29 protein-coding genes are annotated in these 25531 nt (G+C 64.6%); 8 read left to right on the top strand and 21 right to left on the bottom strand.

Features of this window, described 5'->3' with window-relative positions; translation table 11 throughout:
* Positions 1-88: 88 nt before the first annotated feature.
* Positions 89-733 carry a transcriptional repressor LexA gene (gene lexA, locus ACFWP0_RS12585; RefSeq protein WP_377842422.1) on the top strand — a complete coding sequence of 215 codons (645 nt, stop codon included), beginning with the start codon at positions 89-91 and terminating at the stop codon, positions 731-733.
* A gap of 94 nt (positions 734-827) precedes the next feature.
* Here the strand turns inward: lexA and lon are convergent, their stop codons facing one another.
* The 5 genes from lon to ACFWP0_RS12560 form a co-directional block, all read right to left on the bottom strand.
* A complete protein-coding gene (gene lon / locus ACFWP0_RS12580; protein WP_377842420.1) occupies positions 828-3278 on the bottom strand; it encodes an endopeptidase La in 2451 nt (816 codons plus the stop codon).
* Positions 3279-3546: 268 nt separating this feature from the next.
* Complete coding sequence (clpX, locus tag ACFWP0_RS12575; protein ID WP_377842419.1) at positions 3547-4845, bottom strand: ATP-dependent Clp protease ATP-binding subunit ClpX; 1299 nt, start codon at positions 4843-4845, stop codon at positions 3547-3549.
* Positions 4846-4947: 102 nt separating this feature from the next.
* Positions 4948-5601 carry an ATP-dependent Clp endopeptidase proteolytic subunit ClpP gene (gene clpP, locus ACFWP0_RS12570; RefSeq protein WP_377842418.1) on the bottom strand — a complete coding sequence of 218 codons (654 nt, stop codon included), beginning with the start codon at positions 5599-5601 and terminating at the stop codon, positions 4948-4950.
* A gap of 4 nt (positions 5602-5605) precedes the next feature.
* Entirely contained in the window at positions 5606-6916 is a 1311-nt protein-coding gene (tig, locus tag ACFWP0_RS12565) for a trigger factor (RefSeq protein WP_377842417.1), read from the bottom strand.
* 164 nt (positions 6917-7080) lie between these two features.
* Positions 7081-7836: a M48 family metalloprotease gene (locus ACFWP0_RS12560; protein WP_377842415.1), complete on the bottom strand. Its 756-nt coding sequence runs from the start codon at positions 7834-7836 to the stop codon at positions 7081-7083.
* A 259-nt stretch (positions 7837-8095) separates the two neighbouring features.
* On the opposite strand from ACFWP0_RS12560, the gene ACFWP0_RS12555 reads away from it, so the two are divergent.
* Positions 8096-8641 carry a TIGR00645 family protein gene (locus ACFWP0_RS12555; RefSeq protein WP_377842414.1) on the top strand — a complete coding sequence of 182 codons (546 nt, stop codon included), beginning with the start codon at positions 8096-8098 and terminating at the stop codon, positions 8639-8641.
* A 96-nt stretch (positions 8642-8737) separates the two neighbouring features.
* Here ACFWP0_RS12555 and ACFWP0_RS12550 read toward each other — a convergent pair whose 3' ends face one another.
* From ACFWP0_RS12550 to ACFWP0_RS12530, 5 genes are all read right to left on the bottom strand, one after another.
* A complete protein-coding gene (locus ACFWP0_RS12550; RefSeq protein ID WP_006225311.1) occupies positions 8738-8944 on the bottom strand; it encodes a cold-shock protein in 207 nt (68 codons plus the stop codon).
* A gap of 330 nt (positions 8945-9274) precedes the next feature.
* The gene (locus tag ACFWP0_RS12545) at positions 9275-9838 is read right to left on the bottom strand and encodes a DUF924 family protein (RefSeq protein ID WP_377842413.1); all 564 of its coding nucleotides are present in this window, start codon (positions 9836-9838) and stop codon (positions 9275-9277) included.
* A 133-nt stretch (positions 9839-9971) separates the two neighbouring features.
* The gene (locus ACFWP0_RS12540) at positions 9972-10175 is read right to left on the bottom strand and encodes a cold-shock protein (protein ID WP_006220190.1); all 204 of its coding nucleotides are present in this window, start codon (positions 10173-10175) and stop codon (positions 9972-9974) included.
* Positions 10176-10545: 370 nt separating this feature from the next.
* The gene (locus ACFWP0_RS12535) at positions 10546-10866 is read right to left on the bottom strand and encodes a hypothetical protein (protein ID WP_377842412.1); all 321 of its coding nucleotides are present in this window, start codon (positions 10864-10866) and stop codon (positions 10546-10548) included.
* A 93-nt stretch (positions 10867-10959) separates the two neighbouring features.
* Positions 10960-11358 (bottom strand): hypothetical protein, encoded by a 399-nt coding sequence (locus ACFWP0_RS12530; RefSeq protein ID WP_377842410.1) that lies wholly within the window; start codon positions 11356-11358, stop codon positions 10960-10962.
* Positions 11359-11483: 125 nt separating this feature from the next.
* Here ACFWP0_RS12530 and ACFWP0_RS12525 point away from each other — a divergent pair, with 125 nt between their 5' ends.
* Positions 11484-11783, top strand: coding sequence for a DUF2513 domain-containing protein (locus ACFWP0_RS12525; RefSeq protein WP_057283231.1), 300 nt, complete (start codon positions 11484-11486; stop codon positions 11781-11783).
* Positions 11784-11798: 15 nt separating this feature from the next.
* Here ACFWP0_RS12525 and ACFWP0_RS12520 read toward each other — a convergent pair whose 3' ends face one another.
* The 4 genes from ACFWP0_RS12520 to ACFWP0_RS12505 form a co-directional block, all read right to left on the bottom strand.
* Positions 11799-12071: a hypothetical protein gene (locus ACFWP0_RS12520; protein WP_377842409.1), complete on the bottom strand. Its 273-nt coding sequence runs from the start codon at positions 12069-12071 to the stop codon at positions 11799-11801.
* A gap of 76 nt (positions 12072-12147) precedes the next feature.
* Entirely contained in the window at positions 12148-13131 is a 984-nt protein-coding gene (locus tag ACFWP0_RS12515; RefSeq protein WP_377842407.1) for an autotransporter outer membrane beta-barrel domain-containing protein, read from the bottom strand.
* Between the two features lie 474 nt (positions 13132-13605).
* Entirely contained in the window at positions 13606-13992 is a 387-nt protein-coding gene (locus ACFWP0_RS12510; protein WP_377842406.1) for a RidA family protein, read from the bottom strand.
* A 26-nt stretch (positions 13993-14018) separates the two neighbouring features.
* Positions 14019-15176 carry a DSD1 family PLP-dependent enzyme gene (locus ACFWP0_RS12505; RefSeq protein ID WP_377842404.1) on the bottom strand — a complete coding sequence of 386 codons (1158 nt, stop codon included), beginning with the start codon at positions 15174-15176 and terminating at the stop codon, positions 14019-14021.
* 125 nt (positions 15177-15301) lie between these two features.
* Between ACFWP0_RS12505 and ACFWP0_RS12500 the strand changes: the two genes are divergently transcribed.
* Positions 15302-16213, top strand: a complete 912-nt coding sequence (locus ACFWP0_RS12500) for a LysR family transcriptional regulator (protein ID WP_377842403.1) — start codon at positions 15302-15304, stop codon at positions 16211-16213.
* A 15-nt stretch (positions 16214-16228) separates the two neighbouring features.
* On the opposite strand, the gene ACFWP0_RS12495 is transcribed toward ACFWP0_RS12500, so the two are convergent.
* The gene (locus ACFWP0_RS12495) at positions 16229-16627 is read right to left on the bottom strand and encodes a RidA family protein (RefSeq protein WP_377842402.1); all 399 of its coding nucleotides are present in this window, start codon (positions 16625-16627) and stop codon (positions 16229-16231) included.
* A gap of 54 nt (positions 16628-16681) precedes the next feature.
* Entirely contained in the window at positions 16682-17872 is a 1191-nt protein-coding gene (locus tag ACFWP0_RS12490) for an MFS transporter (RefSeq protein WP_377842400.1), read from the bottom strand.
* 93 nt (positions 17873-17965) lie between these two features.
* Between ACFWP0_RS12490 and ACFWP0_RS12485 the strand changes: the two genes are divergently transcribed.
* The 3 genes from ACFWP0_RS12485 to ACFWP0_RS12475 all read left to right on the top strand — a co-directional run bounded on the left by ACFWP0_RS12485 (position 17966) and on the right by ACFWP0_RS12475 (position 20506).
* Entirely contained in the window at positions 17966-18565 is a 600-nt protein-coding gene (locus ACFWP0_RS12485) for a TetR/AcrR family transcriptional regulator (protein ID WP_377842399.1), read from the top strand.
* Between the two features lie 92 nt (positions 18566-18657).
* Positions 18658-20079: an MFS transporter gene (locus ACFWP0_RS12480; protein ID WP_377842398.1), complete on the top strand. Its 1422-nt coding sequence runs from the start codon at positions 18658-18660 to the stop codon at positions 20077-20079.
* Positions 20080-20197: 118 nt separating this feature from the next.
* The gene (locus ACFWP0_RS12475) at positions 20198-20506 is read left to right on the top strand and encodes a hypothetical protein (protein ID WP_377842397.1); all 309 of its coding nucleotides are present in this window, start codon (positions 20198-20200) and stop codon (positions 20504-20506) included.
* 24 nt (positions 20507-20530) lie between these two features.
* Here ACFWP0_RS12475 and ACFWP0_RS12470 read toward each other — a convergent pair whose 3' ends face one another.
* Both ACFWP0_RS12470 and ACFWP0_RS12465 read right to left on the bottom strand, forming a co-directional pair.
* Complete coding sequence (locus ACFWP0_RS12470; protein ID WP_377842396.1) at positions 20531-20788, bottom strand: hypothetical protein; 258 nt, start codon at positions 20786-20788, stop codon at positions 20531-20533.
* Between the two features lie 169 nt (positions 20789-20957).
* Positions 20958-22607 carry an intermembrane transport protein PqiB gene (locus ACFWP0_RS12465; protein ID WP_377842394.1) on the bottom strand — a complete coding sequence of 550 codons (1650 nt, stop codon included), beginning with the start codon at positions 22605-22607 and terminating at the stop codon, positions 20958-20960.
* 155 nt (positions 22608-22762) lie between these two features.
* Between ACFWP0_RS12465 and ACFWP0_RS12460 the strand changes: the two genes are divergently transcribed.
* Positions 22763-23269: a GNAT family N-acetyltransferase gene (locus tag ACFWP0_RS12460; RefSeq protein WP_377842393.1), complete on the top strand. Its 507-nt coding sequence runs from the start codon at positions 22763-22765 to the stop codon at positions 23267-23269.
* Here the strand turns inward: ACFWP0_RS12460 and ACFWP0_RS12455 are convergent.
* From ACFWP0_RS12455 to ACFWP0_RS12445, 3 genes are all read right to left on the bottom strand, one after another.
* Positions 23266-23574 carry a carbohydrate isomerase gene (locus ACFWP0_RS12455; RefSeq protein WP_377842391.1) on the bottom strand — a complete coding sequence of 103 codons (309 nt, stop codon included), beginning with the start codon at positions 23572-23574 and terminating at the stop codon, positions 23266-23268. The two genes, ACFWP0_RS12460 and ACFWP0_RS12455, sit on opposite strands and share 4 nt — an antisense overlap.
* A 66-nt stretch (positions 23575-23640) precedes the next feature.
* Positions 23641-24498: a 3-deoxy-8-phosphooctulonate synthase gene (gene kdsA / locus ACFWP0_RS12450; protein WP_377842390.1), complete on the bottom strand. Its 858-nt coding sequence runs from the start codon at positions 24496-24498 to the stop codon at positions 23641-23643.
* Between the two features lie 150 nt (positions 24499-24648).
* Positions 24649-25338 (bottom strand): MgtC/SapB family protein, encoded by a 690-nt coding sequence (locus ACFWP0_RS12445; protein WP_377842388.1) that lies wholly within the window; start codon positions 25336-25338, stop codon positions 24649-24651.
* Between the last annotated feature and the right edge of the window lie 193 nt (positions 25339-25531).

Here is a 25531-nt window from a genome sequence, read left to right as displayed (position 1 = left end):
TTTGCCCCGCGCTGGCTTGCTTTTTTGCGCTGTGTCCCCCAGAATGGCGCTGTATATATGTACAGTCCGCTCGCACCGGATCATCGCCATGGCCAGCAAACTCACGGATCGTCAACAGCAAATCCTGGACCTCATCAGGCAGACCGTCACGCGCACCGGCTTTCCGCCGACGCGTGCCGAAATCGCCCAGGCCCTGGGGTTCCGTTCCCCCAACGCAGCGGAAGACCACCTCAAGGCATTGGCCCGCAAGGGCGCCATCGAGCTTACCGCCGGCGCCTCGCGCGGCATCCGCCTGAAGGATGCATCGTCCGCGCCGACGCAGGCCACCCTGCCCGCGCTGGCGCAATTGCTGCTACCGCTGGTCGGCCGGGTCGCGGCGGGCAGCCCCATCCTGGCCGCCGAACACGTGGAACGCGAAATCGGCGTGGACCCCCACCTGTTCGCCCAGGCGCCCGATTACCTGCTGAAGGTGCGCGGCATGAGCATGCGCGACGCCGGCATCCTGGAAGGCGACCTGCTCGCCGTCAAGAAAGCCTCGGAAGCCCGCAACGGCCAGATCGTCGTGGCCCGCCTGGGCGATGACGTCACGGTCAAGCGCCTGCAGCGCCAGAACGGCCATATCGAGCTCTTGCCCGAGAACCCCGACTTCGAAACCATCGTGGTCGAGGCCGACCAGGAGTTCGCCCTGGAAGGCATTGCGGTCGGCCTGATCCGCACCCACGCGCTGCACTAGGCGCATCGTTAACGGCAAAAGAAAACCCCGCGCAGGCGGGGTTTTCTTTTGCGGCGCCCTCTTTCGAAGGCGCCCTTTCGGGCGTAAAGCGCGATCAGTGCTTCAGCACCGGGTCGGTCGAACCGGGTTCAGCCGGCTTGGCGACCAGGGGTTCCTTGACCGCCTCTTCCTCGGCCAAAGGCTCGGGCAGACGCTCCAGGGCCAGTTCCAGCACCTTGTCGATCCAGCGCACCGGCACGATCTCGAGATGGTTCTTGACGTTGTCCGGGATCTCCGCCAAGTCCTTGACGTTTTCTTCCGGGATCAAGACCGTCTTGATGCCGCCACGGTGCGCCGCCAGCAGCTTTTCCTTCAGGCCGCCGATCGGGAGCACTTCGCCGCGCAGCGTGATCTCGCCGGTCATGGCGACATCGGCGCGCACCGGGATGCGCGACAAGGCCGACACCATGGCCGTGGTGATCGCGATACCCGCGGACGGACCGTCCTTGGGGGTCGCGCCTTCCGGCACGTGCACGTGCATGTCGTGCTTCTCGAAGACGCTGTCGGCAAAGCCCAGACGGCGAGCGCGCGAGCGCACCACCGTACGCGCTGCCTCGACCGACTCCTTCATCACATCGCCGAGCGAACCCGTGCGCTGGATGACGCCTTTGCCGGGCATGTCCGCGACTTCGATCGTCAGCAGGTCGCCGCCGACTTCCGTCCATGCCAGACCCGTCACCTGACCGATCTGGTTTTCCTTTTCGGCCATGCCGAAGGTGTAGCGGCGCACGCCGAGGAAATCGCTCAGGTTGTCGCCCGTGACGTTGACCGGCTTGACCTCAAGGGTCTTGCCCTCGGCCTTGGCGCGATCAGTCTGGGTCAGCAACTGCTTGATGACCTTGCGGCAGATCTTGCCCACTTCGCGTTCGAGCGCACGCACGCCGGCCTCGCGGGTGTAATAGCGCACGATATCGCGCAGCGCGCTGTCGTCCACCGTGAGCTCGCTGTCCTTCACGCCGTTGTTCTTCATCAGCTTGGGCAGCAGATGGTCGCGGCCAATGTGGATCTTCTCTTCCTCGGTGTAACCCGACAGGCGGATAACTTCCATGCGGTCCAGAAGCGCGGGCGGGATGTTCAGCGTGTTGCTGGTCGCCACGAACATGACGTCGGACAGGTCGAAGTCGACTTCGATGTAGTGGTCCTGGAACGTGTGGTTCTGTTCCGGGTCCAGCACCTCGAGCAGCGCCGACGAGGGATCGCCGCGGAAATCCATGCCCAGCTTGTCGATTTCATCAAGCAGGAACAGGGGATTGCGCACGCCGACCTTCGACATGTTCTGCACGATCTTGCCGGGCATGGAGCCGATGTACGTACGACGGTGGCCGCGGATTTCGGCTTCGTCGCGCACGCCGCCCAGCGCCATGCGGACGAACTTGCGGTTCGTCGCCTTGGCGATGGACTGCCCAAGCGAGGTCTTGCCCACGCCCGGAGGGCCGACCAGGCACAGGATCGGAGCCTTCACCTTGTCCACGCGCTGTTGCACGGCAAGATATTCCAGGATCCGTTCCTTGACCTTCTCAAGGCCGTAGTGATCGTTGTCCAGCACCGTCTCGGCGTTGCTGATCGAGTTGTTGATCTTGCTCTTCTTCCTCCAGGGGAGGTTGATGAGCGTATCGATGTAGTTGCGCACCACGGTGGCTTCGGCCGACATGGGCGACATGAGCTTGAGCTTCTTGAGCTCGGCATCGGCCTTCTTGCGCGCCTCTTTGGGCATGTGGGCAGCGATGATCTTCTTTTCAAGCTCTTCGATGTCCGCGCCCTCTTCGCCTTCGCCCAACTCCTTCTGAATGGCCTTGACCTGCTCATTCAGGTAGTAGTCGCGCTGGCTCTTTTCCATCTGCTTCTTCACGCGGCCGCGAATCCGCTTCTCGACCTGGAGGATGTCGATTTCGGTTTCGAGCTGCGTGAGCAAGCCTTCGAGGCGTTCGGAGGTGCCGACGATCTCGAGCATCTTCTGCTTCTGCTCGAGCTTCAGGGGAAGATGCGCGGCGATCGTATCGGCCAGGCGTCCGGCATCATCGATGCCAGCCAGCGAGGTCAGGATTTCCGGGGGAATCTTCTTGTTGAGTTTTACGTACTGCTCGAACTGGGCGACGATCGCGCGGCGCAGGGCCTCGGTCTCGGACCCTTGCATGGCGTCCGGCTCGATCGGCGACACCTGGCAGGTGAAGTGCGAATCGGCATCTTCGATGCTGTTGATGCGGGCGCGCTGGGTGCCTTCAACCAGCACCTTGACGGTGCCATCGGGCAGCTTGAGCATTTGCAGGATACCGGCGACGCAACCAATTTCGTAGACGTCTTCAGGCGTGGGGTCATCCTTGCCGGCGGACTTTTGGGCCACCAGCATGATGCTCTTGCCCGCTTCCATCGCAACCTCGAGCGCGCGGATGGAGCGCGGACGGCCGACGAACAGCGGGATGACCATGTGCGGAAACACCACGACATCGCGCAGTGGCAGCAGGGGAAGGTCGATCGGGTCGGAAGGCAGGGTCTGGCTGGCAGACATAGGAGGTTCCTCGGTATGACTCGGCGTATCGGGGACGGGAAGTTCGGGAATACCCGAGCAATCTCGTCAGTTACGTCTGTTATGGGAACAATAGCCGAAAATTCAAGATCTCGGCGTCCGGATAACCTGAAGGCTGAAAAAAACCCCAGATAGCGCCCTCAGTATGCGGGTGTCGCCGCCGCGAGAAAAGCGTGTTTGCACCTGGGGACGGCCCTAAGGCAAAAAAACCCGTTACGAGAACGGGCTTTTTTGAAATATCAGGCAGCGGTCAAGCGGCGGCGTCGCGGACTTCCCCGCGCTCCGGCTTGTCCGAAGCCGTGGCTTCGTCGGCGTAGATCAGCAAGGGCTTGCCCTCGCCTTCAATGGCGCCGTCGTCCAGCACCACGCGCTTGACGTTGCCTTGGGAAGGCAGGTCATACATGGTGTCGAGCAATGCCTGCTCGATGATGGACCGCAGGCCGCGGGCCCCAGTCTTGCGCTTGAGCGCCTTGCGGGCGATGGCCTTCAGTGCGGCGGGCCGCACGTCGAGCTCGGCGCCTTCCATGGCGAACAGCTTCTGGAATTGCTTGAGCAAGGCGTTCTTGGGCTCGGTCAGGATCTGCACCAGGGCCGCTTCGTCCAGCTCGTCCAGCGTGGCGACGACCGGCAGACGGCCGACCAGCTCGGGGATGAGGCCGAACTTGATCAGATCTTCCGGCTCGACTTCGGAGAAGAGCTCGCCCACGCCGCGTTCCGACTTGGCGCGCACGGAAGCCGAGAAGCCGATGCCGGACTTTTCGGTGCGGTCGCGGATGACCTTTTCCAGTCCGTCGAAGGCGCCGCCCACGATGAACAGGATGTTGGTCGTATCCACCTGGACGAAGTCCTGGTTGGGATGCTTGCGGCCGCCCTGCGGGGGCACCGAAGCCACGGTGCCTTCGATCAGTTTCAGCAAGGCCTGCTGCACGCCCTCGCCCGACACGTCGCGGGTGATGGACGGGTTGTCGGACTTGCGGGAAATCTTGTCGATTTCATCGATGTAGATAATGGCGCGCTGCGCCTTTTCCACTTCGTAGTTGCAGTTCTGCAGCAACTTCTGAATGATGTTCTCGACGTCTTCGCCCACGTAGCCGGCTTCGGTCAGCGTGGTGGCGTCAGCCATGACGAACGGCACATTCAGCATGCGCGCCAGCGTCTGCGCCAGGAGCGTCTTGCCCGACCCGGTGGGGCCGATGAGCATGATGTTGCTCTTGGACAGCTCGACTTCGTCGCCCTTGATCTCGCCGTGGCGAATGCGCTTGTAGTGGTTGTAGACGGCCACGGCCAGCATGCGCTTGGGCGAGTTCTGCCCAATGACGTACTGGTCGAGGAAAGTCTTGATTTCGGCCGGAGTGGGCAGTTCGGAACGAATCGCCGCGCGCGCGGTAGCCTGCGCTTCCTCGCGGATGATGTCGTTGCACAGGTCTATGCATTCATCGCAGATGAACACCGACGGACCCGCGATCAGCTTGCGGACTTCATGCTGGCTTTTATTGCAAAACGAGCAATGCAGCACTTTTGCGTCTGCCGATCCCTTTTTTTCAGGCATATTTGTTTCGTATCTCAGGTAAAGATGCGCCAGACCGGGAAAGAGGTCTAGCGCATGCGCTTACTCAAACATGATGGCAGGGGGTCTGGATCAACCGGGAAGTCAGCCTTCCGAACGGGAGTGCATCACCTTGTCCACCAGTCCATACGATACCGCATCTTCGGCCGACATGAAGTTGTCACGTTCCGTGTCCAGCTCGATGCGCTCCATCGTCTGGCCGGTGTTCTCGGCCAGGATGCGGTTCAGCCGCTCGCGCAGGTCCAGGATCTCGCGAGCCTGGATCTGGATGTCGGAGGCCTGCCCTTGGGCGCCGCCGGACGGCTGGTGAATCATGATGCGCGAGTTGGGCAAGGTGAAACGCTTGCCCTTCTTGCCTGCCGCCAGCAGGAACGCCCCCATGCTGGCCGCGAGGCCCGTGCACAGGGTGGAAACGTCCGGCTTGACGAACTGCATGGTGTCAAAGATGGCCATGCCCGCATACACCGACCCGCCGGGCGAGTTGATGTACAGGGAAATGTCCTTGTCAGGATTCTCCGATTCCAGGAACAGCAACTGAGCCACGACCAGGTTGGCCGTGGCGTCGTTCACCGGACCCACCAGGAAAATGAGCCGTTCGCGGAGCAGACGCGAATAGATGTCGTAGGCGCGCTCGCCGCGCCCCGACTGCTCGATCACCATGGGAATGTAGCCCAGGCCGGTGGGGGTCACCGAAGACCCGCCATTCATTGCCGCATAGAAATCGGTGAATCTCTGCATAGTGTTACGCCATCCCCATCAACTGATCGAAAGGCACCGACTCTTCGGTGACCTTGGCCTTTTCCAACACGTGCGCGACGACGTTGTCTTCCAGCACGATAGCCTCGATTTCAGCACGACGCTGGCGGTCAGCCAGGTAATAGCTGACAACCTGAGCGGGTTGTTCGTAGTTTTCGGCGAATTCTTCAATGCGCGCGCGAACTTGCTCGGGCTTGGCTTGCAGTTGGGCTTGCTTGACCAGTTCCGACACCAGCAGGCCCAGACGGACACGGCGCTCGGATTCGGTCGAGAAGGCTTCAGCCGGGATCGGCACGGACTCGGCGTTCGGGATGCCGCGCTGCTTGAGCTCTTCGCGGGCAGCGGCGACACGGCCTTGCACGTCGTTGTCGACCAGCGACTTCGGCACGTCGAACTTGCCGGCTTCGACCAGGGCATCCATGACGCTGGACTTGGTGCGGCCTTGCGAGCGCACCTTGACTTCGCGTTCGATGTTGCTGCGGATGTCGGCCTTCAGCTTTTCGACGTCGCCTTCGGCCTGGCCGAGGGACTTGGCAAATTCGCTGTTCAGCTCGGGCAGGACGCCTTCAGCCACTTCCTTGACGGTGATGGTGAATTCGGCGGTCTTGCCGGCGACTTCCACGCCTTGGTAGTCATCGGGGAACTTGAGTTCGAAGACCTTGGACTCGCCAGCCTTCAGGCCGCGGGCAGCTTCTTCGAATTCCGGCAACATGCGGCCTTGGCCGAGCACGAACGGGAAATCTTCGGCCTTGCCGCCTTCGAACGGCACGCCGTCGATGGTGCCGGCGAAGTCCAGCGTGACGCGGTCGCCGTCTGCAGAGGCGCGGCCTTCGCGGGCTTCGAACGTGGCGCGCTGCTTGCGCAGGACGTCCAGCGTTTGCTGCACTTCGGCGTCGGTGACGGCGGTTTCATAGCGGGTGACGGCCAGGGTCGACAGATCCGGCACGGCGACTTCAGGATAGACCTCGAACGTGGCGGTGAACGCCAGCGTGTCGTCGGTGACGCCTTCGGTCTTGGGTTCGAGGTTCGGGGCGCCAGCGACGCGCAGCTTGGCGCCGTCGACAGCTTGTTCGAAGGCACGGCCAACTTGGCTATTGATCACGTCGTAGCGGATGCTGGGGCCATGGCTGCGCTCGAGCATGGCGAGCGGAGCTTTACCCGGGCGGAAGCCGGGGACCTTGGCGGTGCGAGCCACGCGCTTCAATTGCGCCTGGACTTCCTTTTCGACGTCGGCCACCGAGACGGCCAGATCAACACGGCGCTCCAGGCCGGAGAGGGTTTCAACCACAGGCTGCATTAAAAGACCTATTTTCCGAGAGATGAGATTACGGGCGGATAAACGCGCCATTTTACCGGAAACTTCCGGAACCCTGACGCAAAGGGGCGCGAGCTCCGGATTTGCCCGGATGCTCGCGCCCCGTTTTCCGCCCGAAAAGGGAGGGTAAACGCCTTTCCGAGGCCTTATTTGGCCTTGGCGATGCGGTCTTCGATGTGTTGAGCGCGCTTGGCCGAGGACGGGTGCGAGCTCATCATATCGCTCTTGCCGCCATCCAGCTCGGCCAGCTTCTGGAATGCGGTCACCAGGCCACGGGTATTGAGCTTCTTGGCCTGCAGTTGATCGAACGAATAATCATCCGCGGCGCTTTCCTGCGATTGCGAGAATTGCGCGTTGATGAACTTCTCGGTCAGGTCGCCCAGCTGCGAGGAATTCAGCGCGGCCACCGTCGAGCCGCCCGCCGCGCCGGCGGCGTCGCGCGCTGCCGAGACCGTGTAGGCCGTCTGCATCGCTTTCTTGGTGTGCCCCAGCGCCACGTGGCCGATTTCATGGCCCACCACGCCCAGCACCTCGTCGTCCGTCATCATGTCCATCAGGCCGCTGTAGACGCGGATGCAGCCGTTTGCCATGGCCCAGGCGTTGACGTCCTTGGTGATGTATACCTTGTAGTTCGCCTTCTGGCCATTGACCGTGCCGCCCAGCGACTTGGCGATCTTTTGCAGGCGCGCATCGTACTTGCTGCCGGGAGCGGCGATCTTTTCCTGCGAGTCGCTTTGCGCGCACGCCTTGTCCGACAGAGTCTTGATCTCGGCATCGCTCAGCGTTGCAGCCTGGACCACCTTGCTGCCGGCTCCCACCAGGCCTCCGATGTCCAGGGCCTGGGCGGCGGAGTAAGGGGCGAGCGCAACGGCCAGCGCAGCGACGGTGTAGCGGATCTTCATGAGAACAAACTCCTATTGACTGGATCTATGCGAGGGAGGCGGCAATTCTATATACGGCAAAAGCTCTCGAAGCGTTTCGGCACAGAGTTTCGCAAATGCGAATTTCACTTACACAAAAGGCCAGCGCGCCCCGGCCGGCCATGCTAGACGCCGTGCGTGAATAATCCCTGTCATCAAAAACAGGTGCCGCTTGCCCGGCGGCATTGATAAAATTGCCGCCGCACTTTTTCTTGCAAACAACAAACGGCTCGCACCCACAATGATCCCCAATCCCCCTCCCCGCCTGGGCCTGCTCCCCAACCTGATCTTCAGTTCCCGCTGGCTGCAGCTGCCGCTCTACCTGGGCCTGATCGTCGCGCAAGGCGTGTACGTCCTGCTTTTCCTGAAGGAGCTCTGGCATCTGCTGACGCATGCCAACAGCTTCGGCGAGATGGAGATCATGCTGCTGGTGCTGGGCCTGATCGACGTGGTCATGATCTCGAACCTGCTGGTCATGGTGATCGTGGGCGGCTACGAGACCTTCGTGTCCCGCCTGCGCCTGCAGAACCACCCGGATCAGCCAGAGTGGCTCAGCCACGTGAACGCGAGCATACTCAAGGTGAAGCTGGCGATGGCCATCATCGGGATCTCGTCGATCCACCTGCTTCGCACATTCATCGAAGCCGGCACCCTCGGCACGCCGAACGCGCGCTTCACCGAAGCGGGCGTCATGTGGCAGACCATCATCCATGCCCTGTTCATCCTGTCGGCGCTGGGGATCGCGCTTGTCGACAAACTGTCCTCGCCCGCGACCAGCAAGCACTAGCCCCGAAAGACAAAAAAAGCCCCCACACTTTGCGTGTGGGGGCTTTTTTATGGGCGGAACGCCGGGGAAGACCCGGAGCGCGCTACCCGAAAGAACTCAGGCCGCGACCTTGATGTTCTTGGCGCTGGGGCCCTTGGGGCCGGTTCCGACCTCGAAGGTGACGCGCTGGTTTTCCTGTAGCGACTTATAGCCTTCGCTACGAATTTCTGAGTAGTGGGCGAAAAGATCCTTGCTGCCGTCGTCGGGCATGATGAAGCCATACCCTTTTTCGGCGTTGAACCACTTGACGATGCCGGTTGCCATGGAATGTCCTTGAACCTAGAAAAAGCGATTGCTCGCGGGGCGCCAGATCATCAAGGATGGGAGAGGAAAGCAACCGCAGCACCACTGACGGCGACCAAGAGAAACGCAGACCGCGTCGCTTGAGAATCTCGCTAAACCCAGTGTATTGGCGAACCCCGAAAAACGTCAAATATGCGAAAGGCCGACACGGTGTGGCGCGCCCCGAGCCACGCCTTCAGCAAGGCGCCAGGCGGCGCTCCCGCCTGGATATTTTCAACTTGCGACGCTCGGATACAGGCAGATACGCAGCGCGATGTGGCTCGCGAAGAAGGGCCGCGCCGCGCAGCGGCCTTAGCCCGAGAATCCGCCTGATTCGAGGAATTCCCGTTCGGCCTGCGTCGTCTGCCTGCCCAGCGCCGCATTGCGATGCGGAAAGCGCCCGAACCGCTTGATGATGTCGCGATGCAGGACCGCCCAGCGCAAGGATTCGGCATCCAGGAGCTCCATCAAGGTCACGCCCCGATTCTGCGCCGCCAGGCTCTCTGCGTGCTCGAACGGCAGATAGAAGAACTGGCGCAGCCGGGCATCAACGGCAAGGTCGTGCCCCGCCGCAATGGCGCGTTCGGAAAAATACAGGGCCAGGGGGTCGGTCGCGAACATGTGCGCGGTGCCGCGATACGCGTTGCGGGGAAACTGGTCCAGCAGGATCACCAGCGCCAGGGCGCCCGTGGCATCGTCCAGCCACGCATCCAGCTGGCGCGCCGCGGCGGCCGTGTGGGCGTCTTCGAAGCGCTCGCGAAACGTGGCGTCGAAGGCCGCGCTTTTGCTGAACCACTGCTGCGGACCCGCTTCAAGCCAAAACGCGACAACGTCCTGCGGCTGCGTGGAGAGAAGCGTGAGGGAAGAATGGGTCATGGCGACGGCAGGTCCTGGGGCTGAATGAGGCCGCCGGCGCCAGGGGCGCCGCAACGGCGGGAACAGCCGAAGAATACCGCGCCCAAAAACAAAAAAAGCCCCACGAGGGGGCTTTTTCCGAAAAATCAGAGCCTTACAGGACCTGAATCTTCGTGGCTTGCGGGCCCTTGGGGCCATTGGCCGTCACAAAGCTGACGCGCTGGTTCTCTTCCAGAGACTTGAAGCCCGAGCCCTGAATTTCGGAGAAGTGAGCGAACAGATCCTTACCACCCGCTTCCGGGGTGATGAAGCCATAGCCTTTTTCCGAATTGAACCACTTAACGACGCCGGTTTCCATACTGTATTTCCTAGAGATAATGGGCAAATGCCCGGAGGTCACGAATCAATCAAGGAGGGGACAGTAGAACAATAACGCTGAGCCGGAAAAGGCACGGCACTGAACGAAAATCGCAACGCTTGTGATCGTGTGCCGACACTATCGTTATGTTCCCCTCACAAGTCAACATAATCCTAAAAAATACGTGCCAATAATGCAACAAAGAGAAACTGCGCAAAAAAGACACACGTTTTCATAGGCAAAACGAAGTCCTGCATAGGTGTTTACACCCACGCATCATAAAAAAACAATCAAGGCTTATATAAATGCCGCCTAAACGCGTACTACCTGCAATACGCCGTTTGGATGGCACTTTGGTTTGCCGCCAGGCTTACTCGTCGATAGGTAAGCCCAACAGATCGAGCGCCGCGCCGAAAGCATCGGGACCCGAGCAAAGGAAAACCGCCACGTCGCCGGGATTCATATTTTCCAGGACCTGGTCGATCTGTTCTTGCGCATTATCAACATTGTCGACATTTGCGGCGTGTATATCCGCCCCTGCTTCGACTTTCTCGCGCGGCACGATGTCTGCGATCGCATTGAGATCAGTGACGCCCACTACGACATAGGCGCTGATGCTCTCGCCATCCAGCGTGGTGTGCAGCTCAACGCCGCCCGCTACGTCGGCAACCTGCCGACTGATTATTTCCATGTTCCATCTTCCTTGATCTGCGGGCCAAGCCCGCCCGGGCACGCACCGTGTAGGTGCACACGCACGCCCAGGCGCGACTATAACAGCCTTAGGCTAATGCTTCCTGACATTCGGACCAAGGGACTGCCGGGCGGCCCCGGACGTCGCCGCGACGCTACGGCTGCGCACCCCTGCTTCGGCCAGCACGCGGATGAGCGGCTTCTGGGCGCCAAGGAAGGTTTCCTTCTCGTCGCCGGCCAGCTTGCAAATGAACATCTGCGCCTGGAGCTGGGTGCGCCGCGCCCTGCGGTTGCCGGCTTCCTGGGCGAGCCATTCGCCCACCCAGGCGGCGGCGGCCTCGGCGTCGCCCTGCTGCTTGACGTGGCCCAGCAGGTCGAACACGGTCACGCCATTGATGCGTTCGTCTTCGCCACGCGATAGAAAGAGCTTGGCGGCCTGGCCCGTATAGCCGGGGATCACCGCGAGGCAATCTCGTTCTGCGGGTTTCTTCATAGTCTCTGTGTGTGTCGGTTGTCGAGAACCCTGGACTGTAACCCGGCAGCGGCGCCTGTCGCTTCGCAGCCGCGGAACTCTGCTATCGTCGGCGTGTTCTTTTCTATCCCAACATGGTGGACATCATGCAACGCGATTTCGATCTGGTCGTCACGATCCTGGGCGCCCTGCGCGACGCGCCGGGCCCCAACCTGAGCACGCACGACATCAAGAACGCCGCCCTGGCCCCTCATCCCGAGGAGCAAGGCTTGCAGCTGATTGCGCATCACCTGGACCTGCTGTCGGACGCCGGCCTGGTCAAGCAGATCAGCGAAACAGCGGCGACCGCGGGCGCGACGCGCTGGCGCATCACCTGGAAAGGCTACGACGCCCTGGAACAGGATGAGGATGACGAAGAGGACGAGGAGTTCGACGCCGAAGAATGAGCCGCGGCGCCCGGCTCAGCGGCGCTGCAATATGCGCCGCGTGAGCAGCGATGCCGCGGCGCCGATCACCAGGCTGAACATGAAGGCGGCGATCGACAGCATCGCCGACAGGTCGCTAAAGCCGCCATGGCGCGACAACAGCATTACCGCCACGAAGACGGCCGCCGCCAGCGCCACGACGCCCATCAGGACGTGCTTGACGGAGCGCAGGCGGCCGCACAGCGAACCGCCCGCCAGCGCGACGGCCACCATGGCGGCCATGGACCAGAACAGATACTCGTATTGCATGTGGACGGTCTCCCCCGTGGGCGTTGAGGCGCCCGCATTATAGGCGGCGCCCGTCCACCGTCCGTCCGCCCCGGAATCAGAAGCGGAAGCTGTAGCCGATGTTCGCGGTGACTTCCTGGCTGACGCTCGCGCCATGCCCATACTGCAGGTCCACGAATGCCCGATGGCGTCCGGATTCGACCGCTACGCCGCCGCCCATCTGCCAGCGATTTCCCGGGAGCGCCACGTCGTAGGTGGTGTTGCCGAATCCCACCGTGTCGTCATTCGAGAACTGCTTCAGGTACGACACCCTGGCGTAGGGCTGCAGCGTGCCGCCGCCGGACAGGCTGATGTCGCGCCCGGCGCGCAGGCCGGCCCGCCCTTCGATCGACGTCTGGCTGCTGCGGCTGTAGATGCCTTGCAGCTGGGGTTCGACAAACCACTGGTCCGCAAGGCGCCAGTGGTAGCCGAGCTCCACGCTGCCGCTGTAAGTCGTGTGGGATGCGCCGTCGGTGTAGGCGCCGCGATCCAAGGGCAGATCGAACCGCACGTCCTGGTCGATCCTGCCGACCTTGTTGACCACGTCGACATACAGGCCGTTGTCGTCGACATACGACAGATAGATGCCGGCGTAGCGGCTGTTGATCTTTCCGCGCGTGCCATGTTCGGCGTCCTGCTCGGACTGCGACAGTCCCACGAAGGCGCCGAGGTAGACCTTGGCCGTGGTCGCGGTCCAGACGTAATCGCCGCCGACAGCAATGGCGCTGGCGTCCTGGTCGAACTCGCTTGCGTTCGCCGTCTCCACCTTGTAGCTGCTGCCCGCGCCGCGCACCCAAAGGCCGCCTTTGCCCGACAGGTTGCGCAATTCACCCTGGCGCTGGCCCACGGTGCCAAGCTCGGTGTTCAGCAGCAGGATCGACGCAGTCTGGCCCATTGCCACGGCATTGGCGCCGCGAGCCTGGACCTCCGCCCTGTATTCGGCCTGCGCCCGCCGCTGGGCCTCCAGCGCCGCCTGCTGCGCGGCCTGCTGGGCTGCCCGTTGCGCGGCCCGCTCGGCGGGCGTGAGCGGGGCGGAAGCCACCCCTACCCAAGGGGCAAGACACGCGGCTGCCAATGCAGCAGCCGCAATGCGCTTTGACGACGGCAAGGCTGGGATGGGCCGTGCCGTGGGGAGAGGCTGTTTGAAGGTCATGCGGCGTCCTCGTTGGCTCACAGTTTTCTACATTCTGTACAAAATACAATTTCAAATTGTACGAATTAGAAGTGGAACCTCAGCCGTCGATATGACCCCTTTGTTGCCTGCTGTTTCGGCGCTAGCCGGGCAGAAATCTGTGTGAAATCGGAGAGATACGCGAAAAGGGGCGTTCATTGCGCCCAGGGCTCGCGAGCGAAAGGCGCCCGGATAGCCGAGCGGACGCGAGTGATTTACGTCTAAAAAAGAATGAAAAAGAAAGTGAACGTTACGTAAAACGCCGAAAATTTGTATTTATTCGTCTCAATGTAACGTCCACCGATGGGCGCGGGCGCGCCCATCACGCGCCCCGAAAGGCGGCGTTCAGGCCGCGGCGATGACGCTGATCTCCACCAGCGCGCCGTAGTGCAGTTCGCGGGTGGGCACGATCGCGCGCGCCGGGCGATGGTCGCCAAAACCCTCTTCGTAAACCCGATTGACCTCATCCCAAAGGCCGACGTCCGGGATGTACACGGTGACGCTGACCACCGCGGCCAGCGACGAGCCGGCCGCCTCCAGGATCGCCCGCACGCTGCGCAGCGCCTCACGGGTCTGGGCGGACGCGCCCGAGGCCAGGACCGGCCGCGCGCCGGGCTCCGCGGGCGGCAGAAAGCCCAACTGCCCCGAGACAAACACAAAACCGTTTGCGCGCACCGCCTGCGAGTAATGGCCGGCGGGCGGCGTCGCCTTGGGCGTGTGGATCATTTCCATCTCTGACTCCTTGCTCGGCTTACGGCCTACCAGCCGCGAAAGCGTTCCCAGTGCGCCACGACCCCGGTCTCGCCGGGGCGCACGACTTCGTACGCGTCATGCTGGGCGCAGGTTGCGCAGGCATGATTGGGCACGATCCGCAATTTGGCGCCGATGGGCAAGTCGGGCAGGACAGCGCTGCTGCCGGCGCGCAGCTTGACGATGCCCTGCTCCTGGTTGGTTTCGGCGAGCAGCAGGTCGGGATAGACCTTGCCGTCCGCATCGCAGACCAGGCCGTACAGCTGGTCCACCGCCTGCTTGGCGGTGCCCCGGTCGCGCGACATGGCCATCCATCCGGCGTCAACCAGGATCCAGCCTTTGTCGGGCTGATGGCCGATCACGGTCGTCAATACGGTAGCTGCGATGTCATCCACGCTGCATACGCCCAGCCCGGCCATCACCAGATCGAAAAATACATAAACGCCCGCGCGGACTTCGGTCACGCCTTCAAGGCTGCGCGCGAAGTGGGCGGTGGGGGTGGATCCCACGCTGACCACCGGACACGGCAGGCCCGCATCGCGGATTGCCTGTGCGCAGCTCACGGCGGCCCAGCGCTCCTGCTCGGCCATGTCCGCGATCGCCTCGACGCTGCGGCAACCGTAGGACTCGCCCGCATGCGTCATGACGCCCCGCAGGCAGGCGCCGTCCTCATGCAGCACCCGGGCGATCGCCAGCAGATGCTCGGTGTTGCCGGGCTGCACCCCGGCGCGGTGGCCGTCGCAATCGATTTCGATCAAGGCCGGGATGGCGTCGCCCGCCGTCCTGGCCCGCGCGGACACCGCCCGCGCCGCCTCGATGCTGTCGACCACCACCGTCAGGTCCACGCCGCGCCCGCGCAGCGCCAGCACGCGATCCAGCTTGGCGGGAGACACGCCTACCGCGTAAAGCAGGTCGGTGACGCCCGCGGCCGCGAATTGCTCCGCTTCCTGCAACGTCGACACCGCGGCGGGCCCCTGGGGCGTCGACATGAGCCGGCGCGCCACCTCGATGGACTTGGGCGTCTTCAGATGGGGACGCAGTTGCACGCCGTGGCCTGCCATCAGCGTGTTCAGGCGATCGATATTGCGCGCCATGCGCGTCTCGTCCAGCAGCAGGCAGGGCGTTTCCAGGGTGTCCAGCGTGGACGGTGCGGGGGCAAGTGTCATGACGGCCTCTATGGGGATTATCGGCGGGAAGCCGAGCCAGCCCGGCTCCCATATGAACGGAGTATGGCGCGCAAGGGCTCATGCGTGTTTAATAGAATCTTAATTTTCGATTAAGCACGAACTGAATGATCACCACCGACGACCTGCGCTTTTTCCTGAGCCTTGCCGCGACCAGCTCCCTGGCGCAGGCGGCCCGCGCCCTGGACGTGACGCCGCCGGCGGTCACGCAGCGGCTGCATGCGCTGGAAAAGCGCCTCGGCGTCCGGCTCGTAAACAGGTCGGGCCGCGGCACGGCGCTGACCGACGAGGGCCGGCTGCTGGCCATGCGCGCCGGACAGATCTGCGGCGAACTCATCGATCTTGCCGACGAACTGGCGGGACGGCGCGGCGTGGTGGCCGGGCACCTGCGCGTCGTCGCGCCGCTGGGCTTCGGCCAGCGCTACGTGGCGGGGCTGGTGGCGGAGTTTCGCAAGAACAGCGAAGACGTCACGGCCAGCCTGACGCTGTCGGACGGCCCTCCCCGCCTCGCGTCCGACAACTGGGATGTCATGGTCCATATCGGCGAACTGCGCGATTCCTCGCTGGTGGCTTATCCGCTGGCGCCCAACCGGCGGATCCTGTGCGCGTCGCCCGCCTACCTGGCGCGCCGGGGGGCGCCCGCCAAGCCGGAAGACTTGCGCGACCATGACTGCATCGCCTTGCGCGAGAATGAAGAGGACGTGACCTTGTGGCGTTTCAAGCGCGGCCGGGGCCCGGCGGTGGGGGTGCGCATAGCGCCCGTGCTCTCCAGCAATACGGGCGCGGCCGCCCTGGAATGGGCCTTGGCCGGCCATGGCATCGTCGCTCGTTCGGAATGGGACGTCGCCGAGCACACGCGGGCGCGCGCGCTGGTGCCCTTGCTGGCGGGCTGGAGCCTGCCGGAAGCCAATGTGGTGGCGCTAGTGAAATCGCGGCAGGAGCTGTCCGCCCGCACCGCGGGCTTTCTGGCCTACCTGCGCGCCGCCTTCGCCACGCCGCCCTGGCGCGACGCGCCGTAGCGCGCAGCAGGGCATTCAGTCCAGCATCGCTTCGGCTTCGATCTCGATCAGCCATTCCGGCAGGGACAAACCGCTGACGATGATCCACGACGAAGGCGGCGGGTCGATCTTGAAGCGGTCGCGCAGCGCCTGGGCGACCACCTCCTGCTCTTCCCGGACGGTGTCGCAGATATAGATGCGCAGCATGATGACCTGCGCCAGCGTGCCGCCGGCGGCGGCGAGCACGCGTTCGATGTTGTCCAGCGCGGCTTCGGTCTGCACTTGCAGGCCCGGGCCCACGGTGCGCTCGCCGGCGTCCACGCCGACCTGGCCGGACAACAGCATGCGGCGCTGTCCCGTCACGATCACGGCCTGGCTGAATCCGTACTGCACGGAGTTGAATACGGTATCGGGATTGACGACGGTTCTGGACATGTTTTTCTCCTGGCGGCCGGCGGCTCGCCTGGCGCTCATTCTAGCAATCGAGGTTCATGCGCGGACGGGTTCGACCGCCCCGCCGCGCGCGCCCGGCGCCGCCACCAGCAGGACGACCGCGCCTGCGCCCACGGCGGTCCAGAAACCCGCGCTGACGCCGTGGTGGTCGACCACCCAACCCGCCAGCGCCGCCCCGGCCGCCACGCCCGCGCCCAGGCCCGTCACCAGCCAGGTAAGCCCTTCCGTCAGCCGGTTGCCCGGCACGCTGCTTTCCACCAAAGCCATCGCAATGATCATCGTCGGCGCAAAGGACAGGCCGGCCAGCAGCACGCCCAGCGACAAGCTGAGCAGATCATTCACCAGCAGCAAGGGCACGGTCGTGAACGCCGTCACGGCGGCCGCGATCGCGAGCATGCGGGCAAGCGGCATCTGGAACTTCAGCACGCCGAACACCAAGCCCGCCACGCAGGATCCCAGGGCGTAGGCGGACAACACAAGGCTTGCGCCGGCCGGCATGCCCTGCTGCCTCGCGAACGCCACGCTCAGCACATCGATGGTCCCGACGATCACGCCCATCGCCGACATCATGGCCAGCAGCGGACGCATCCGGGGCATGCGCAGCACGGACGCCTGGCGCCCGGTCTCCCGGAACTGCACCGCCGGCGCCGTGGCCCGCTGCATGACGAACGCGGCGACTCCGACGGCCAGCAGCAGCGCGGCGGCAAGCGGCCCCGCCTGCGGGAACAGCGCCACGCTCAGACCCACCGCCAAGGGCGGCCCGACAATAAAGCTCAGCTCGTCCGCCACCGACTCCAGGGCGTAGGCGGTGCGTAATTCGGGGCGGTCCCGGAAGATCTCCGTCCAGCGCGCCCGGATCATGGCGGGCATGCTGGGCAGGCTGCCCGACAACGCCGCGAAAACGAACAAGGCCCAGTCCGGCGCATTCCAGTGCACGCTTGCCGACAGGCCGATCAGCGCCATGACGCAGACGCCCGCGGCGAGGGGCAGCACCTTGCCCTGCCCGTGGCGGTCCACCAGGCGCGAGATGCGGGGGGCCAGCAAGGCCGTGGCCAGCGCGAACGTGGCGGCGACCGCGCCCGCCAGGGTATATGCCCCGCGCACCTGGGACAGCATCGTGATGATGCCGATGCCTATCATCGGCAAGGGCAGCCGCGCGATGGCGCCGGCCAGCACAAAGCCGGCGGCGCCGGGCGCCTGGAACAACTCGCGATACGGATTCGACACCGGGGTCCTTTGAATGCGGGTAGACAGCGAGATCGTATTCACATACATTGCGTATGTCAATTTACCTACGCAACGTATGTCCTGGAGAGCCGAATGTCGCGATCCCGCGCCGAGATGATTGAAGCCACCCGCGCAAAGCTGCTTGCGACCGCCCGGCAGGCCTTCCGGCAGGCGGGCTATGCGGCCACGTCGATGGACGATTTCACTGCCGCGGCGGGACTGACGCGTGGGGCGCTGTATCACCATTTCGGAGACAAGAAAGGACTGCTCGCCGCCGTCGTCGAACAGATCGACGGCGAGATGGACGAGCGGCTGCGCGCCGTGTCCCTTCGGGCCCCCGACGCCTGGACCGCGTTTCGCGATCGCTGCCGGGCCTATCTGGAAATGGCCGTCGAACCGGAGATCCGCCGCATCGTATTGCAGGACGCGCGGGCGGTGCTGGCGCCCGCGCCGGCCGCGGCGCAGCAGTGCATCGCTTCGCTGAGCGCGCTGCTGCAGCGGCTGATGGACGAACGCGTGGTCGAGGCGGCGGACCCGCTGGCCCTGGCCCGGCTGATCAACGGGAGCCTGGTGGAAAGCGCTTTCTGGATCGCCGAGGAAGGCGACGAGGGCCCGCGGCTGGCGCACGCCTTGCAGGCGCTGGATCTGCTGCTGCGCGGTCTGCTGCGGGGTTCAGGCGATACGGCCGCCTGATCGGCCCGAGCGGCGGGATTGCGGTTCCTGCGCATCGCGCCTATTATCCAACAATTAACTTGTTTAAATAACAATACCTATCGGGGGTCAGCGTGAGTTCCGGCACGGCCAATGTTTCAAGCGCATCCTGGGCAGACCTGCTGCACGGCGCCAATGCGTTGCGCTCGATTGCGCTGGCGGGCGGCGTTGCGCTGCACGCGATCAATGTCTATATCGTCACGACGATCCTGCCCAGCGTCATCAAGGATATTGGCGGGCTGGAGTACTACGCCTGGAACACCACATTGTTCGTGGTCACGTCCATCGTCGGGTCGGCGCTGTCGGCCAAACTGATCGCGGCGCTGGGGCCGCGCGCCGCCTATCTGCTGGCCGTCGCGATATTCACCGCGGGGACCATCGTCTGCGCGCTGGCGCCGTCCATGCCGCTGCTGCTGGCCGGACGCAGCATCCAGGGCCTGGGCGGCGGGATTCTCTTTGCGCTCAGCTATGCGCTCATCCGCCTGGTGTTCGAGGCCCCGCTGTGGTCGCGGGCCATGGCGCTGGTGTCCGGCATGTGGGGCGTCGCCACCCTTTGCGGACCCGCCATCGGCGGCGTCTTCGCGCAGGCCGGCCAGTGGCGGCTGGCATTCTGGGCCTTGCTGCCTGCGGCGGCGGCGCTGGCCTTGATCGTGGCCTTCAAAGTGGGCGGGAAAGCCTCCGCCCGCCCGGCTCCGCCCATCGCCCTGCCCTGGACCACGCTGGGCCTGCTGGTGGCGTCCGTGCTGGCCATCACGCTGGCCAGCCTGTCCACGGCAATCGGCTGGAACCTTGCCGGCATCGCCGCGGGCTTGGCGCTCGCGGCGCTGATCGGCGTGGTGGATACGCGGGCCGCCAAGCGGCTGCTGCCTACCGGCGCCTATTCGATCCGCGCGCCGCTGGGCGCGCTGTACGCGATGATGTGCCTGGTGGTTGCCGCCATCACCACCGAGATCTTCGTGCCGTACTTCCTGCAGGTCATCCATGGCATGACGCCCCTGGGCGCCGGCTACATGACGGCGGCCATGGCGGCGGGGTGGACGCTGGCCGCCATGCCCAGCTCGACGCGCAGCGGCGCCGACGCCGATTTCATGGTGCGGTCGAGCCCGGCGGTGATCCTGGCCGCGCTGATCGCGCTGGCCATCCTGACGCCGCGAGCGGGGCTGCTGGACAGCCCTGCCGGACTGGCGGTGTACGTCGTCGCGCTGGCGGGGGTCGGATTCGGCATCGGCCTGGGGTGGCCCCATCTGCTGACCAAGATCTTCAACGCCGCGCCCCGGGGCGAAGAGACGCTGACATCCTCATCCATCACCACGGTGCAGCTCTACGGCACGGCGCTGACGGCGGCGCTGGCCGGCATCATCACCAACAGCGCCGGGCTGGCCAATCCCGGCGGCGTGGCCGGCGCGCAGCATGCGGCGCAGTGGCTGTTCGGGGCGTTCGCGCTGGCCCCGGCCCTCGCGTTGCTCCTGCTCGGGCGCGTCGCCAGGCCCGGATAAAAACTACTTTGAAATAGCTTTCCCCCTGATCCAAGGCGCGCACGGGATCGACCAAACGCGGTATGGAAGGCCGCAAGGGTCTTTGCTACGCTGGCTCCACCTGAATAGGGTTACGGCCATGAGCGACAAGATCCGAGTCCTGTGCATCCAGCCCGCATCGTTGTCTGGGCGTTTCGCGTTCCTGGCGATTGCCTTGCGATGGACGCTAGGCGCAACGCCCCGGCCTGTCCGGCTTCGGATCGGGCCGCATGACCTGGCGCCGGAGGGTTCCGAAGCCGCGTTCTGGCAGTTTGCCTTGCGTCACGCCTTCTCCAGCCAGTCGATCCTGATCACTCGCGGCGACCGCTGGGATGTAGCTGCATCCGTGGACGGCGACGAGGTCCACGCCTTCGGCAGGAAGTTCGCGCTGCGGCAGTGCCTGTACTGAACGCCGCGGGCGCGAACGCCCGCCCTACGCGCCAAGCTGGCGCTTGCGGTGATAGGAAGCCATTTCCTCGGCCGTCCAGCGCTGCCGGGCCTCGTCCTGGCAACAGGTGCGGTAGACCAGGGCTCCGACGTCCAGGAACTGCTTCACATCGGCTTCCGACAGCTTTCCCTGCACCTGCAACAAGCAGTCCGCCAAGGCGGAAAGCACGCCATCCCAACCGTCAAACTTGTCCGGCGCAACGGGCTGCGAGATCATGCGCACCATCATTTCACTATGATCCATGCTGAATCCCCCAACGGGCGCCATGCCATGACACAGGCAACGGCAATCCCGCCAACAGGTTCAACAGCAATTACCGTACCTGCCTCCCCGCCGTCCAGGAATCCCGCATTTCCGCCTGATCCATCCGACCGGCGGTGGAAAATCTACCATTGGCGCCGAAATTCGCACCCTAGCGCACCTGCGTGCGCTCGCGCACCGAGTCCGGGGCGCGCCCCCGCAGCAGCGAATCCGGATGGGTCTGCAGGTAGTCCGCCAATTCGCGCAGCGACCGCGCCGTTCGCGCCAGCTCCTGCAGCGCCATCCCCGTATTGACCGGAAGCCCGGCGTCGGGGTTGAGCAATCCCCCCACCGCGGCCAGGGACTTGCCGGCTTGCCGCAACATGGCCACCGCCTCGGGCGCAAGCTGCGTATCCAGCCGCCTGACCAGGCTTGAGGCGCCGCGCAGCACATTGGTCAGCTCGGTCCCGAGCCCATCGAAAGGCACCCTGTCGAGCTTGGCCAGGATGCTGTTGATCTGTTGCTGCAGATGGTCGAGATTGTTCGGCACCGTCGGAATGAACGGCGCGTCCTCCATCTTGAACGTCGCCGGCTTGGCATCCGGAAACACCACCATCGCGACGTACAACTGGCCGGTCAGCACATTGCCGATGCGCAATTGCGCCCGCAGGCCGCGCTCGATCATGGCCGCCATCAACTTGCCCGAGGGGTGCTCCAACGAGGGCCCCGAGAATTCCGTGATGTCTCCGAAGGTCTTGGCGCCCAGGCGCTCGGGATACAGGGTGGCGCCGACCACCGCGTAGAACTGGTTGGTCGTGCGGTCCAGTTCCAGCCCGATGGAATCCACCTGCCCGATCGTGGCGCCAAAGGTATCGATGGGAGCGCCGACCACCAGGCCCCGGACCGACTGGTCGAACCGCATGCGGATGCGCAAGGGCGTGCCGTCGGGCCGCGCGCGGGCGGCCTCTTCGGAGGGGTAGATGACAAAGGCCGCATCGGCCTTGGCGGCGGCATGCTCGCGCGCCTCGACCGAATCGAAGGCCACCCCGCCCACGATCACCGACAGCAGCGACTGGGAATGCACCTGGAGGCCGCGCGCGTCCACGGTGAAATCGACGCCGCTGGCATTCCAGAAGCGCGTGCCCTCGTTGACGTAGGCGTCGTTGGGCGCATCGACAAACACCTGCACATTGACGCCCTTGCCGCTGCTGTCCAGCTGATAGCCCACCACCTGGCCCACGGCGATGCGCCGGTAGTAGACGGGCGACCCGATATCCAGCGACCCCAGGTCGTGGGCATTCAGGGTAAAGCGCTTGCCGGGACGGTCCTGCGCCACTTCGGGCGGCACCTCCAGCCCGGTGAAGGAGAATTTGGTGGGCCCGGCATGCCCGTTCTTGGCGTTCGGCCCAGCCGGGTCCAGGCCTATGTAGGCGCCGGAAAGCAAGGTGCTCAGCCCGGACACGCCGCTCAGCGTCAGGCGCGGGCGGACCACCCAGAACATGGTGCCCTCCTGCAGCAGGCTGCCCGCTTCCTTGTCGATGCGCACTGTCGCCACGACGCCGGTGCGGTCTGGGTTCAGGGCCACCCGCTCGACGATGCCGACATTGACCTCCTTGTAGCGCACCTGGGTCTTGCCGGCCTCCAGCCCTTCGGCCGTCTGAAAGCTGATCGTGGCCGTCGGGCCGGCATCCATCCAGACCCGCAGCACCAGCAGCAGTCCGCCCAGCGCCGCGATGATCGGCACCAGCCAGATCCAGGAAAGCCGGCGCCCGCGACGAGTTGCGGAGGGCGCTTCACCGGCGGCAGGGCCAGGCTCAGGCATAGAGGATGTCCTCTTGGTGTGCGCCCTGGCGGGCGCAGTCCCTTTGAAGAATCACGCCACTCCGTCCGCCGCGCAAGAGGGGGATTCCCCGTATGGGGCCTGCGGGGGCGGCAATTAGCAGGTAGGATAGCCATCCCAACAAACAGGAAGCCCCAGTGAACATCGAAATCCGCCCCGCCGCCCCTTCGGATGCGGCCCAGATCCATGCGTTCATCACCGAGCTCGCCGTCTACGAGCGCGCCGCGCACGAGGTGATCGCCAGCGCCGCCGACGTCAAGCGGACCCTCTTCGCGGAGGGTGCGCCCGCCAAGGCGCTGATGTGCCTGCTGGACGGCAAGGCCATCGGCTACGCCGTCTACTTCTACAGCTACTCCACGTGGCTGGGCAGGAACGGCATCTATCTGGAGGATTTGTACGTCACGCCCGAACAGCGCGGAATCGGCGCGGGCCGCGATCTGCTGCGCCGCCTCGCGCAGGAAGCGGTGGAAAACGGCTGCGGACGGCTGGAATGGAGCGTGCTGGACTGGAACAAGCCCGCCATCGACTTCTATGAATCCATCGGCGCGCTGCCGCAGGACGAGTGGGTGCGCTACCGCCTGGCGGGCGACGCCCTGCGCAGCTTCGCGCAAGGCCGCCGCCAGGAGCCCGCCCGGCCCGGCTAGAACTCGGGCAGGTCGAACAGCGTATGCAGGGTGGAGCTGGGCACGGGCACGGATGCAAGATGCTCGCGTCCGTCATCGTCGACCAGCACGCGCACCGCGCGCGAGGCCACGGTCAGGCCATCCACGCTGATCGCGGTCTCGACTTCCGCGCCGTCCTTGATGAGATCGATGACCTCGGAGGCCGCCGCCGTCATGGGCTCGGTGACCCAGCCGGGTACGCCGCGCACGGCCTGGCCCCAGCGCACATAGGCGACGTGCCCGCTGACGGGTTCTTTTCGAACGGCGACGATCACATACAAAGACATCCAGGCCTCCCTAAAGCGTGGCCTGGATCGTATAACAACTTGGCGTATCGGGGATGACGGCCAAGGTCAGGGTTCGATGTCGATGGGAGCAAAGGACTTCACCAGGTCATCCAGCCTCTTGAGCTGCGTCAGGAAGGGTTCGAGCTTGTCCAGCGGCAAGGCGCTGGGGCCATCGCATTTCGCGTTCTTGGGATCGGGGTGGGCTTCCAGGAACAGGCCCGCCAGGCCGACCGCCATGCCGGCGCGCGCCAGCTCGGCGACCTGCTCGCGGCGGCCGCCGGACGCGGCGTCCAGCGACGAACGCTGTTGCAGGGCGTGCGTCACGTCGAAGATCAGCGGGCGATTGCCGCTCACCTTCTTCATCACGCCAAAGCCCAGCATGTCCACGACCAGGTTGTCGTAGCCGAAACTGGTGCCCCGGTCGCACAGGATCAGCTTGTCGTTGCCGGCCTCGGTGAACTTCTCGACGATGTTCAGCATCTGGCCCGGGCTGAGGAACTGGGGCTTCTTGATGTTCACGACGCGCTGCGTCCGCGCCAGCGCCACCACCAGGTCCGTCTGGCGCGCCAGGAATGCCGGCAGTTGCAGGATGTCGGCCACTTCGGCCACCGGGGCGGCCTGCCAGGGTTCATGCACGTCGGTGATGACGGGGACGCCGAACTGGTCCTTGACCGCCTCGAAGATCTTCATCCCCTCTTCCAGGCCCGGGCCGCGATAGGAGTGGATGGAGGAGCGGTTGGCTTTGTCGAACGACGCCTTGAAGACGTAGGGAATGCCCAGCTTGCGGGTCACGCGCTGGTATTCCTCGCAGGCGCGCAGCGCGAGATCCCTGGATTCCAGCACGTTGATGCCGCCGAACAGCACGAAGGGCCGATCGTTCGCGCAGCTGATCGAGGAGGAAATAGCGACTTCTGGGGCGGTCATGATGGGTGCATCCTGTAGAAATAAGGCAGGGGATAGTGCGTAATGTACAACCTGCCCACCCAGGATTTCACCCCCTGTGCCGCTTTCCCGGCCTCCAGCGCCTCATCCCGCTGGCGGCGTCCCGACCGCTGCGCCCTGCTACGGAAGGCATCAGGCGTTTCCCGTATCGGAGGTCCAGCTCGCGGAAAATGTCTGCGGCAGCAGGCTCAGGCTGCCCACCAGTTTCTCCACGCGCTCGTCTTCCTGATGCGTTGTATAGACCACCGCATGGACCTCGGAACGCCCGCCGTCGCGCAGCTGGCTTTCCACGCCGCGCAGACGCAGGCTGTGCTTGCCCAGCGCGTTGAGCAGCTCGGCCCGCATGAGGGCTTCGTCCACCGACGCGCAGGTCAGCGCGATGTTGTAGTAGCGCTCCTCCGTTGCCGCTTCCGGCACGTAGCGGTCCACCAGACTGGCGCCCCGCCGCAGCAGGACGTTGGTAACCAGGATCAGCCCTGTCACGGCCGACGCGCCCGCGAGAAAGCCGTAGCCCGACAGGACGCCGACTGCGCCAGTGGCCCAGATGGTGGCTGCGGCGCTCAGCCCGCGTATGGTCAGCCCGTCCCGCATGATCAGGCCGGCGCCCAGGAAACCGATGCCCGTCACCACCTGGCTGCCCAGGCGCATGTCGCTGCCGGCGTCCAGCAACGCGGGCAAGGAGGTATAGGCGGCCGCTCCCAGGGAGACCAGTGCGTGCGTCACGACCCCGGCGTAGTTCTGCCTCCATTGCCGCTCCACACCGACGGCAGCGCCCAGAAGCATGGCGAGAAAGAGGTTGATGGCAATGGAGAATCCACTCATGGAAGGCCTCGTTCGCGGTCGGGTTCTTCGTTGAGCGCCCGTCCGGGCCGACGGCCAGGAACAAGAGCGAGCGACTCGGCCCCATTATCCCCCCGCGCGGGCGCGCGAGCGTTATCGCTGGACGCACCGGCGATGACTGGCCACAATGTCCCGTCGCGGCCCGGTCCGCCGCGCCATCCGGCATTTGATCCAA

Source organism: Achromobacter sp. NPDC058515 (assembly GCF_042721735.1).
GTDB lineage: Bacteria > Pseudomonadota > Gammaproteobacteria > Burkholderiales > Burkholderiaceae_B > Achromobacter.
The sequence above is the reverse complement of the archived record's forward strand: the minus strand, read 5'-3'. Positions and strand labels throughout refer to the sequence as shown.

Excerpts from the sequence above, each read along its gene's own strand:
- ACFWP0_RS12485 (WP_377842399.1), top strand. The coding sequence starts at position 17,966 with ATGTCGCGATCCCGCGCCGAGATGATTGAAGCCACCCGCGCAAAGCTG.
- tig (WP_377842417.1), bottom strand. The coding sequence starts at position 6,916 with ATGCAGCCTGTGGTTGAAACCCTCTCCGGCCTGGAGCGCCGTGTTGAT.
- ACFWP0_RS12500 (WP_377842403.1), top strand. The coding sequence starts at position 15,302 with ATGATCACCACCGACGACCTGCGCTTTTTCCTGAGCCTTGCCGCGACC.
- ACFWP0_RS12455 (WP_377842391.1), bottom strand. The coding sequence starts at position 23,574 with ATGTCTTTGTATGTGATCGTCGCCGTTCGAAAAGAACCCGTCAGCGGG.
- lexA (WP_377842422.1), top strand. The coding sequence starts at position 89 with ATGGCCAGCAAACTCACGGATCGTCAACAGCAAATCCTGGACCTCATC.
- clpX (WP_377842419.1), bottom strand. The coding sequence starts at position 4,845 with ATGCCTGAAAAAAAGGGATCGGCAGACGCAAAAGTGCTGCATTGCTCG.
- ACFWP0_RS12555 (WP_377842414.1), top strand. The coding sequence starts at position 8,096 with ATGATCCCCAATCCCCCTCCCCGCCTGGGCCTGCTCCCCAACCTGATC.
- ACFWP0_RS12530 (WP_377842410.1), bottom strand. The coding sequence starts at position 11,358 with ATGAAGAAACCCGCAGAACGAGATTGCCTCGCGGTGATCCCCGGCTAT.
- ACFWP0_RS12470 (WP_377842396.1), bottom strand. The coding sequence starts at position 20,788 with ATGGATCATAGTGAAATGATGGTGCGCATGATCTCGCAGCCCGTTGCG.
- ACFWP0_RS12445 (WP_377842388.1), bottom strand. The coding sequence starts at position 25,338 with ATGAGTGGATTCTCCATTGCCATCAACCTCTTTCTCGCCATGCTTCTG.
- ACFWP0_RS12475 (WP_377842397.1), top strand. The coding sequence starts at position 20,198 with ATGAGCGACAAGATCCGAGTCCTGTGCATCCAGCCCGCATCGTTGTCT.
- lon (WP_377842420.1), bottom strand. The coding sequence starts at position 3,278 with ATGTCTGCCAGCCAGACCCTGCCTTCCGACCCGATCGACCTTCCCCTG.
- ACFWP0_RS12535 (WP_377842412.1), bottom strand. The coding sequence starts at position 10,866 with ATGGAAATAATCAGTCGGCAGGTTGCCGACGTAGCGGGCGGCGTTGAG.
- ACFWP0_RS12510 (WP_377842406.1), bottom strand. The coding sequence starts at position 13,992 with ATGGAAATGATCCACACGCCCAAGGCGACGCCGCCCGCCGGCCATTAC.
- ACFWP0_RS12505 (WP_377842404.1), bottom strand. The coding sequence starts at position 15,176 with ATGACACTTGCCCCCGCACCGTCCACGCTGGACACCCTGGAAACGCCC.
- ACFWP0_RS12560 (WP_377842415.1), bottom strand. The coding sequence starts at position 7,836 with ATGAAGATCCGCTACACCGTCGCTGCGCTGGCCGTTGCGCTCGCCCCT.
- ACFWP0_RS12495 (WP_377842402.1), bottom strand. The coding sequence starts at position 16,627 with ATGTCCAGAACCGTCGTCAATCCCGATACCGTATTCAACTCCGTGCAG.
- ACFWP0_RS12545 (WP_377842413.1), bottom strand. The coding sequence starts at position 9,838 with ATGACCCATTCTTCCCTCACGCTTCTCTCCACGCAGCCGCAGGACGTT.
- clpP (WP_377842418.1), bottom strand. The coding sequence starts at position 5,601 with ATGCAGAGATTCACCGATTTCTATGCGGCAATGAATGGCGGGTCTTCG.
- ACFWP0_RS12550 (WP_006225311.1), bottom strand. The coding sequence starts at position 8,944 with ATGGCAACCGGCATCGTCAAGTGGTTCAACGCCGAAAAAGGGTATGGC.
- kdsA (WP_377842390.1), bottom strand. The coding sequence starts at position 24,498 with ATGACCGCCCCAGAAGTCGCTATTTCCTCCTCGATCAGCTGCGCGAAC.
- ACFWP0_RS12465 (WP_377842394.1), bottom strand. The coding sequence starts at position 22,607 with ATGCCTGAGCCTGGCCCTGCCGCCGGTGAAGCGCCCTCCGCAACTCGT.
- ACFWP0_RS12525 (WP_057283231.1), top strand. The coding sequence starts at position 11,484 with ATGCAACGCGATTTCGATCTGGTCGTCACGATCCTGGGCGCCCTGCGC.
- ACFWP0_RS12520 (WP_377842409.1), bottom strand. The coding sequence starts at position 12,071 with ATGCAATACGAGTATCTGTTCTGGTCCATGGCCGCCATGGTGGCCGTC.
- ACFWP0_RS12540 (WP_006220190.1), bottom strand. The coding sequence starts at position 10,175 with ATGGAAACCGGCGTCGTTAAGTGGTTCAATTCGGAAAAAGGCTATGGC.